Raw genomic sequence first — 8,910 nt, forward strand, 5'->3', positions numbered from 1 at the left:
CCAGCACCCGCCGACCCTCGGCACCCTCCACGCCCCGCCACCCGGCCCACCGTCCACCGCGGTCACCGTGGGTGGCGACCCTTCCCTTTCAAGGAGCACCACCGCGCCCGCCCTGGGGTGTCGGGGCACCGGGGTGGGCGCCTGCGGGTCGCCGAGGGCGCGCAGTGGGTCGGGACGCGCGCGCCAGCGCGCCTCCTGAACTGACTGAGCGTGGGTGTTTGAGCGAAGCGCTTGAGCGCGCAGCGAGTTCCACGCCCGTCCCGCCCCGCGAGCACCCGAGGGCAGCCCAGGCCCGCCGGGCCTGGGCCGACCCGCCGAAGCCCCCCCGGTGCCCCGGCACCCCAGGGCCCGCCACCTCCTCCCCACCACAGCCCGACATGCCGCGCTAACCTCACGCCCCATGCCCTTCCCCGACATCCAGCGCCGCGACTTGCTGCACGGCGCCGCCGCCCTGGCCCTGGCCGGCCGTACCCTGCCCACCCACGCCCAGACGCCGCCCGCGGAAGGCCCGCCCGCCGACCACCCCAGCCGCCGCACCGGCCTGCAGGGCCAGACGGACAGCGCCCGGGCCCACGCCCACGCCTGGCGCGACCACCCCGAGGCCCTGCGCGACGCCGTCGTCGAGCGCGACCCCGAGGTGGAGGACCTGGTGGTCGTGGGCGCGGGCATCAGCGGTCTGGCCGGCGCCTGGCTCTACCGCCAGCACGCCGGACGGCCGGTGCGCATCCTGCTGCTGGACGCCCTGGACGACCTGGGCGGACACGCGCGGCGCAACGAATTCCTCTCCCGCTCGGGACGACGCCTGGTGGGCTACGGCGGCTCGCAGTCGCTCGATTCGCCCAGCCTGTTCTCGCCCGCCGTGCACCAGCTGCTGCGCGATGTCGGCATCGACCTCTCCCGCTTCCAGAGCGAGTTCTTCGACCAGGATTGGTCCCGTCGCCATGGCCTGCTGCGCCATGGCCGCCTCTTCACCGCCGACCAGTGGCCCGGCCTGCAAGGCGCCGACCGCCTGGTCTGCCCCGAGCCGGACGAGCCCGACGCCGCCTGGTTGGCCCGCACGCCGCTGTCGCCCGCGGCCCAGGCCACGCTGGCCGCCCTCTACGCGAGCGACACGCCCCGCAACCCGCTGCCGCATCTGCGCACCCCGAACGCCCGCCGCGCCGCCCTGGCCGGCATGACCTACGACCAGTTCCTGCGCCGGCACTGGGGCGCCGACGAGGAGGTGCTGCGCCTGCTGCGCGGCGAGACCCGCGCCTACTTCGGCGTGGGCACCGAAGCCACCACCGCGCTGGACGCCTGGGCCGGTGGCCTGCCCGGCTTCGCCGGCCTGGACCTGGGCGAGGGCCCGGACCGCCGCCAGTCCCCCAGCGGCCGCCAGCTGATGCTCAGCCAGGACCCGTACATCTTCCACTTCCCCGACGGCAACGCCGGCGTGGCCCGGGCCCTGGTGCGCGGCCTGATCCCCGGCAGCCTGCCCGGTCAGACGATGGACAGCCTGGCCGATGGCGTGCTGGACATGGCGGCCCTGGACCAGCCCGAGCAGCCGGTGCGGCTGCGCCTGCGCGCCACGGCCGTGGGCCTGCGCCACCTGGGCCCGCCGGACCAGGCCGAGCAGGTGGCCGTGCGCTATGTGGACGGCCAGGGCCGGCTGCGCGAGGTGCGGGCCCGCCAGGTGCTGCTGGCCTGCTGGCACCGCGTCATCGCGCGGCTGAGCGACGAGCTGCCCGCGGCCCAGCGGCGCGCGCTGGACGACCAGGTCAAGGTGCCGCTGCTCTACGCCAACGTGCTGCTGTCGAACTGGCGGGCCTTCGCCCGCGCCGGCCTGCACGGCTTCACGCCGGTCGGCGGCTTCTGGGACGAGGCCTCGCTGGACTTCGCGGTGCGCATGGGCAGCCTCGCCCCGCCGGAGCACCCGGACGAGCCCATCCTGCTGCACCTGGCCAAGGTCGTGGTGCCGGGCGATGGCAGGCCCGCGCGAACGCAGGCGGCCGAAGGACGGGCCCAGCTGCTGGGCTGGTCCTTCGAACACCTGGAGACGCAGATCCGCCAGACGCTGCAGAGCGCCCTGGGCGGCTTCGGCTTCGACCATGCCCGAGACATCGAGGCCATCACCGTCAACCGCTGGGCCCATGGCTATGCCTACGAGTACATGCGGCCCTGGGACCGGTACTGGCCCGACGGCCCGCTGCCCTGCGAGACGGCCCGCCGCGGCTGGGGCCGGGTGGCCATTGCCAATGCCGACGCGGGCGCCTACGCCTATGCCCACAGCGCCATCGACCAGGCCGCCCGCGCGGTGCAGGAGCTGCTGCCGCGCGCCCAGCTGCCCGCAGCCCATGTGGCCCCGGGGCCGGCCTGGCCATCCCCTGACGGCCGGAAGCCCTGAGCCCGAGGGCATGCCAAGATGGCACACCCCCATCCACCGCCCCCCGAGATGAGCCCCGCCGAACAATGCGTCCGCGACTTCTGGCAACGCATGGCCAGCAACGACTTCGCCAGCCTGGCCCCGCTGCTGGCCGAAGACTTCACGCTGGACTGGCCGCAGTCGCAGGAGCGCCTTCGCGGCGCGGCCAACTTCGTGCGCATGAACGCCGAGTACCCGGCCCACGGCCCCTGGCGCTTCACCCTGAACCGCCTGGTGGCCGGCGGCGGCGCCTCGGCCGATGAGGTGGTGACCGACGTCAGCATCACCGACGGTGTGCAACGGGCCCGGGCCCTCAGCTTCTTCACCGTGCAGGGCGGGCGCATCGCCCGCATGGTCGAGTTCTGGCCCGAGCCCTATGCCGCGCCGGCGAACCGGGCGCACCTGGTCGAACCGATCCCGGTCGAGCCGCTGGATGCCGGCGCGAACGGTGCCTGAGCCCATGGACCCGACCGAACTGCGCAGCGCGCAGGTGCTGGCCCAGCGCGGCGACGAAGCCATCGCCGCCTGGATGACCGCGGTGGTCGACGAAGCCCTGGCACCCCCACCCCAGCCGGACGGCACCGCATGAGCCTGGCCGAGTCCTTTCTCGCCACCTTCCATCGGAACCACGCGGGCCTCACCGCCCAGGTGTTCGACGCCCTGCCCTGGCAGGACAGCGGTGGCCGCCCCTGGCCCTCGTCCTACGACTGGCTGGTGAGCGCCTGCAACGACACCGCACTGCCGCCGGGCCCCGGCCTGGACCTGGCCTGTGGCGACGGGCCGCTGCTGGCGCGCCTGCGGGCCGATGCGGCGCCCGTGGCCCGGCCCTGGCTGGGCGTGGACCTGAGCCCCGACGAGCTGCGCGCGGCCCGGCAGCGGCTGGGAGCACAGGTCCCGCTGCTGCGGGCCCGCGCCCAGGCCCTGCCGCTGGGCGACGCCCATCTGGCCATCGTGGTGAGCCACCTGGCCCTGATGCTGATGGACGATGCGGACGCGGTCGTGGCCGAGCTGGCCCGTGTGCTGCGCCCGGGCGGCCTGCTGGCGGGCGTGGTGGGGGCGCGGGCCGAGCCCGGCCCGGCCTTCGCCGCCTATCTGGACCTGCTGGGCCAGCAGCCGCGCAGCGCGCACTGGCAGGCCCTGCGCTTTGGCGACCGGCGCTGGCACGACGAGGCCGGCCTGCAGGCCCTGCTGGCGCCGCACTTCGGGGACCACCTGACCTGCACGCGGCTCACGCGGGAGGAGCGCCTGCGTCCCGAAGCCCTGTGGCAATGGTGCCTGGGCATGTACGACCTGCACCTGCTGCCGCCCGAGTCCCTGCCCGGGCTGCAGGCCGAGTTCCTGCAGCGCTGCCGCCCGCTGGCCGATGCCGAGGGCACGGTGCTGCACCGCCAGGCCCTGCTGGCCTTCTCGGCCCGACGGCGCTGAGCCGGCGCCCGTTCAGTCGATGCGCTTGAGCCCCTCGCAGAAGCGTCGGGCATTGGCCACGTAGTGGTTGGCGCTGCGGGCCAGGCCGGCGATCTGCTCGGGCGTCAGGGCCCGCTTGACCACCGCCGGGCTGCCGACGATCAGCGAGCCGTCCGGGAATTCCTTGCCCTCGGTGACCAGGGCCCCGGCGCCGACCAGGCAGTTGGCCCCGATCTTGGCACCGTTGAGCACCACCGCGCCAATGCCGATCAGCGTGTTGTCCCCCACGGTGCAACCGTGCAGCATGGCCTGGTGGCCCACCGTCACGCCCGCGCCCAGAGTGAGCGGTTTGCCGGGGTCGGAATGCAGCACACAGGCTTCCTGCAGATTGGTCCGCGGGCCCACGCGGATGGGTTCCAGCTGGTCGCCGCGCAGGATGGCGCCGAACCAGACGCTGACCTCCTCGGCCAGCTCCACGTTGCCGATGACCTGGGCCGAATCGGCCACCCAGGCGCTGTCGTCGATCTGCGGCTGCTGCTCGCCCAGTGCGTACACGGCCATGTGCTTGTCTCCTGCGGAATGGAAAGAGGACTCAGGGGTGGCTGGCGGCGGGCGCCACCGGGGGAAGCGCGGCCTCCTGCGGCGCCGAGGCGCCCTCGGCGGCAGATGCGCCGGAGGCCGCCCCCGCCGCATCATCCACCCCGATCTGGGTCACGTAGCCGCCCTCGGCGTACTCGCTGTAGTACCACTCGCCGTTGACCTCCGCCACGCCCTCGGGCGGATCGAAGGTGTGGACCGGCACATTGCGCAGCACCTGGGACATGTAGCCCAGCCAGATGGGCAGCGAGGCGCCGCCGCCGCTCTCGTGACTGCCCAGGCTGCGCGGGTCGTCATAGCCCATCCACACCACCGCCACCACCGAGGGCTGGAAGCCGGCGAACCAGGCGTCCACCGCGTCGTTGGTGGTGCCGGTCTTGCCGTAGATGTCCGGGCGCTTGAGCGTGGCCTGGGCGCGTGCGGCCGTGCCGCTGCGGGTCACCTCGTTGAGCAGGCTGTCGATCACGAAGGCGTTGCGCGCCGGGATGATGCGCTGGGCCTCGGTCAGCGGCACCGGCGGCGGGGCCTGGTAAACCACCTTGCCCTGGGCGTCGGTGATGCGCTCAATCACCACCGGATCCACCTTGTAGCCGCCGTTGGCCAGCGCGGCGTAGGCGGTGGCCAGCTGCATCGGCGTGGTGCTGCCCGCCCCCAGCGCCAGGGTCAGGTTGCTGGGCTGGCGGTCCACGTCGAAGCCGAAGCGGCCGGTCCAATGGCGCGCCGTGTCCACCCCGATGAACTGCACCAGGCGGATGCTGACCAGGTTCTTGGACTTGGCCAGGGCCCGGCGCAGCGAGATCGGCCCGTCGTACTGGCCGTTGTCGTTCTGCGGGTTCCAGCCGTCAGGGCCCACCGGCCAGGGCGCGTCGTTGACCACCGTGGCCGGCTGCACGCCATGTTCCAGCGCGGCCGAGTACAGGAAGGGCTTGAAGCTGGAGCCCGGCTGGCGCCAGGCCTGGGTGGCGTGGTTGAACTGCTGGCGGGTGAAGTCGAAGCCCCCCACCAGGGCCCGCACGCGGCCGGTGGCCGGGTCCAGCGAGACGAAGGCCGACTGGGCCTGCGGCCACTGGGCGATGGCCCAGCCGCCCTTGTCGGCCTTGCTCACGCGGATCACCGAGCCGCGGCGCAGGGCCAGGTTGTCCGGCGCCTTGGGCGACAGGCCGCTCTTGGCCCAGCGCAGGCCCTCGCCTTCGAGGGTGACCTTCTCGCCGGTGGCGAGCACCGCCTCCACCTTGCTCGGACTGGCCTGCAGCACCAGGGCCACCCGCAGGTCCTCGTCGTCGCGCTGGTCCTTCAGGATCTGGGCGGCCTGGTCCTCGTCGTCGCTGGTGTCGTCGCCCAGATCCTCCTGGTCCTCCGGGCCGCGCCAGGCCTGGCGGCGCTCGTGGTCCAGCACGCCGCGGCGCAGCGCCGCCCAGGCGGCCTGCTGGTCGGCAGCCAGCAGCGAGGTGGTGACCTTGTAGCCCTCGCTGTAGGCCTGTTCGCCAAAGCGCTGGTAGACGATCTGGCGCGCCATCTCGGCCACGTGCTCGGCATGCACCGCCACCTGGCTCTCGGAGCGGATCACCAGTTTTTGGGCCTTGGCCTCGTCATATTGGGCCTGGGTGATGACGCCGGTGGCCAGCATGCGACCCAGCACCACGTGCTGGCGGGCCACGGCGCGCTCCAGGTTGGTGATGGGGTTGGCGTAGCCGGGGTTCTGCGGCAGGCCGGCCAGCATCGCGTCCTCGGCGATGCTGAGCTGGTCCAGCGGCTTGCCGAAGTACACCTGGGCCGCCGCGCCGAAGCCATAGGCCCGGTGCCCCAGGTAGATCTGGTTCATGTAGAGCTCAAGGATGTGGTCCTTGTCGAGCTGCTGCTCGATCTTCATGGCCAGCAGGGCCTCGCGGATCTTGCGGTCCAGCGTGCGCTTGGACGACAGAAAGAAGTTGCGCGCCACCTGCTGGGTGATGGTGGAGGCCCCTTGCCGCATGCCGCCGGGCGTGATGTTGGCCAGGAAGGCCCGGGCGATGCCGATCGGGTCCACTCCGCCGTGCTCGCGAAAGCGCGCATCCTCGACCGCGATCAGGGCGTCCTGCATCATCTTCGGGATGCGGTCGATGGGCAGGAAGACGCGGCGCTCGGAGCCGAACTGGGCGATCTCCACGCCGTCGCGGGTGAAGACCTGCAGCGGCTGGCGGGGCTGGTAATCGGTGACCTTGTCCAGGTCCGGCAGCATGGGGTAGAGCAGTGCGGCCCAGATGCCCAGCAGCAGCCCGGTCGCCAGGACCAGCCCCCCCAGGGCCACGCCGGCAAACAGCCAGGGGCGGCGGTGCATCAGGCCCAGCAGGGCGGAGACATCAGGCTTGCGCATCAGGTCGGAATCCATTCAGGACAGCCCGTGGATTATCGGCACTTGCGCACCGGTGGATGGCGACACGGGAAGGGCATAGACTCGCCGGGTCCGCCCTGGGTTCCGCCGCCGACACCCTGCGACCTGCCGCGGCCCCGGCCACAAGCCTGACACCCGAAGTCCATGAAGAAGCAACTCACCCTGTTGATGCTGGCCGCCCTGCTGACGGCTCAGGGCACCTGTGCCATCGCCGGCCCGGTGCTCGACCGGATCCGCCAGAGCGGCAAGATCGTCCTGGCTCACCGCGATTCCTCGGTGCCCCTGTCCTACATCGACAGCGCCAGCGGCAAGCCGATGGGCTATGCGCTGGACCTGTGCCTGAAGGTGGCCGAGGCGGTCAAGCACCAGCTCAACCTGCCCAAGCTGGAGGTGGCCTACCTGCCGGTGACCGCGGCCAACCGGATGCAGGCCATCGTGGAAGGCAAGGCCGACCTGGAGTGCGGCTCCACCACCAACAATGCCGAGCGCCGCCAGCAGGTGGCCTTCACGATCCCGCACTACATCACCGGCGCGCGCATCCTGGTGCACGCCAACACCAAGTTCGACAAGATCAACGACTTCGAGCACAAGAAGCTGGCCATCACCAAGGGCACGACGGTGCTAAAGGCGGTGCAGCACGCCAACGAGGAGCGCCTGCTCTACATCGACATCGTCGAGACCCCCAGCCACGCCGCCGCCGTGGAGATGCTGGACAAGGGCCAGGTCGACGGCTTCGCGATGGACGACGTGCTGCTCTACGGCCTGCGCTCGGAACGGCCCGACCCGGAAAAGTACAAGGTCATCGGCGGCTTCCTAACCATCGAGCCCCTGGCCATCATGCTCAGCAAGGACGACCCCGAGTTCAAGGCCCTGGTGGACGCCGAGATGAAGCGCCTGATCACCAGCCACGAGGCCTACGCCATCTACGACCGCTGGTTCACCAAGCCGATTCCGCCACGCAATGTGTCGCTGAACATGCCCATGAACTACCTGCTGCGCGATTTCTGGAAGTACCCTTCGGACATGGTGCCCAACTGAGCCTCGGCTGAGGCGCCGCACACAAGCACATGCACCCGCGGCCACCCGTGCCGCCACCGGAGGAGACCATGCCCGCCTGGCTGATCGCGCTCGACCGCCACCTGCCCATCCGTTACCTGGCCCTGCTGGGCTGTGCCGCCGCCGCCCTGCTGGGCTCCTTCGCCTGGATCGGCTTTGGCGCAGGAGCGTGGTGGGCCCTGCTGGGTTGGGCCGGTGTCATCACCGGCGTCCACGACCTGCGCCAGCGCCGCCATGCGGTTCTGCGCAACTACCCGGTCATCGGCCACCTGCGCTTTCTGCTGGAGTTCATCCGCCCGGAGATCCGCCAGTACTTCATCGAGAGCGACAACGAGGCCGCCCCCTTCTCGCGCCAGCAGCGCTCGCTGGTCTACCAGCGGGCCAAGGGCGAGCCCGACAAGCGCCCGCTGGGCACCCAGCTGGACCTGCACCGCCAGGGCTACGAGTGGCTCAACCACTCGCTGCAGCCCACGGTGCTGGCCTCGCACGATTTCCGCATCACCATCGGCGAGGGCTGTGCCCAGCCCTACAGCGCCAGCGTGTTCAACATCTCGGCGATGAGCTTCGGCGCGCTGTCGGCCAACGCCATCCTGGCGCTGAACGCCGGCGCCAAGCGCGGCGGCTTCATGCACGACACCGGCGAAGGCTCGGTCAGCCGCCACCACCGCGTGCACGGCGGCGATCTGGTCTGGGAAGTCGCCTCGGGCTACTTCGGCTGCCGCGACGACGCCGGCCACTTCGATGCCGACAAGTTCTCCGCCCTGGCCACCGATCCGCAGATCAAGCTCATCGAGATCAAGCTTTCCCAGGGCGCCAAGCCCGGCCATGGCGGCGTGCTGCCCGGCCCCAAGGTGACGGCGGAGATTGCCGCGGCACGCGGGGTGCCGGTGGGCGTGGACTGTGTCTCGCCCGCGGCCCACAGCGCCTTCGGCACCCCCGAGGAGCTGCTGCAGTTCGTCGTCCGGCTGCGCGAACTCTCGGGCGGCAAGCCCACCGGCTTCAAGCTCTGCATCGGCCACCCCTGAGAGTGGTTCGCCATCTGCAAGGCCATGCTGACCACCGGCATCACGCCGACTCATCG

At 71.7% G+C, this 8,910-nt stretch carries 7 protein-coding genes and 1 pseudogene; 6 read left to right on the plus strand and 2 right to left on the minus strand.

Annotated elements, in window-relative coordinates:
* Positions 1-400: 400 nt before the first annotated feature.
* From I73_RS25315 to I73_RS25325, 4 genes are read left to right on the plus strand one after another with little or no spacing between them, the layout of a single operon-like run.
* Positions 401-2,383 carry an NAD(P)-binding protein gene (locus tag I73_RS25315; RefSeq protein WP_022978987.1) on the plus strand — a complete coding sequence of 661 codons (1,983 nt, stop codon included), beginning with the start codon at positions 401-403 and terminating at the stop codon, positions 2,381-2,383.
* A 48-nt stretch (positions 2,384-2,431) separates the two neighbouring features.
* On the plus strand, positions 2,432-2,857 hold the full coding sequence (locus tag I73_RS25320; RefSeq protein WP_022978988.1) for a nuclear transport factor 2 family protein: 426 nt from the start codon (positions 2,432-2,434) through the stop codon (positions 2,855-2,857).
* Positions 2,858-2,861: 4 nt separating this feature from the next.
* Positions 2,862-2,990 (plus strand): hypothetical protein, encoded by a 129-nt coding sequence (locus I73_RS34360; RefSeq protein WP_022978989.1) that lies wholly within the window; start codon positions 2,862-2,864, stop codon positions 2,988-2,990.
* Positions 2,987-3,826 carry a class I SAM-dependent methyltransferase gene (locus I73_RS25325; protein WP_022978990.1) on the plus strand — a complete coding sequence of 280 codons (840 nt, stop codon included), beginning with the start codon at positions 2,987-2,989 and terminating at the stop codon, positions 3,824-3,826. The genes I73_RS34360 and I73_RS25325 overlap by 4 nt, the downstream gene beginning before the upstream one ends.
* Positions 3,827-3,838: 12 nt before the next feature.
* Here I73_RS25325 and I73_RS01460 read toward each other — a convergent pair whose 3' ends face one another.
* Both I73_RS01460 and I73_RS01465 read right to left on the minus strand, forming a co-directional pair.
* Complete coding sequence (locus I73_RS01460; RefSeq protein ID WP_022978991.1) at positions 3,839-4,366, minus strand: gamma carbonic anhydrase family protein; 528 nt, start codon at positions 4,364-4,366, stop codon at positions 3,839-3,841.
* 31 nt (positions 4,367-4,397) lie between these two features.
* Positions 4,398-6,755: a penicillin-binding protein 1A gene (locus I73_RS01465; protein ID WP_083876493.1), complete on the minus strand. Its 2,358-nt coding sequence runs from the start codon at positions 6,753-6,755 to the stop codon at positions 4,398-4,400.
* A 162-nt stretch (positions 6,756-6,917) separates the two neighbouring features.
* On the opposite strand from I73_RS01465, the gene I73_RS01470 reads away from it, so the two are divergent.
* Both I73_RS01470 and I73_RS25330 read left to right on the plus strand, forming a co-directional pair.
* Positions 6,918-7,811, plus strand: a complete 894-nt coding sequence (locus I73_RS01470; protein WP_022978993.1) for an amino acid ABC transporter substrate-binding protein — start codon at positions 6,918-6,920, stop codon at positions 7,809-7,811.
* Positions 7,812-7,879: 68 nt separating this feature from the next.
* Positions 7,880-8,851, plus strand: a pseudogene (locus I73_RS25330) (glutamate synthase-related protein); the annotation flags it as partial.
* Positions 8,852-8,910 lie beyond the last annotated feature (59 nt).

This window comes from Ideonella sp. B508-1 (assembly GCF_000333615.1).
In the GTDB taxonomy this organism is placed as follows: Bacteria; Pseudomonadota; Gammaproteobacteria; order Burkholderiales; family Burkholderiaceae_C; genus Ideonella.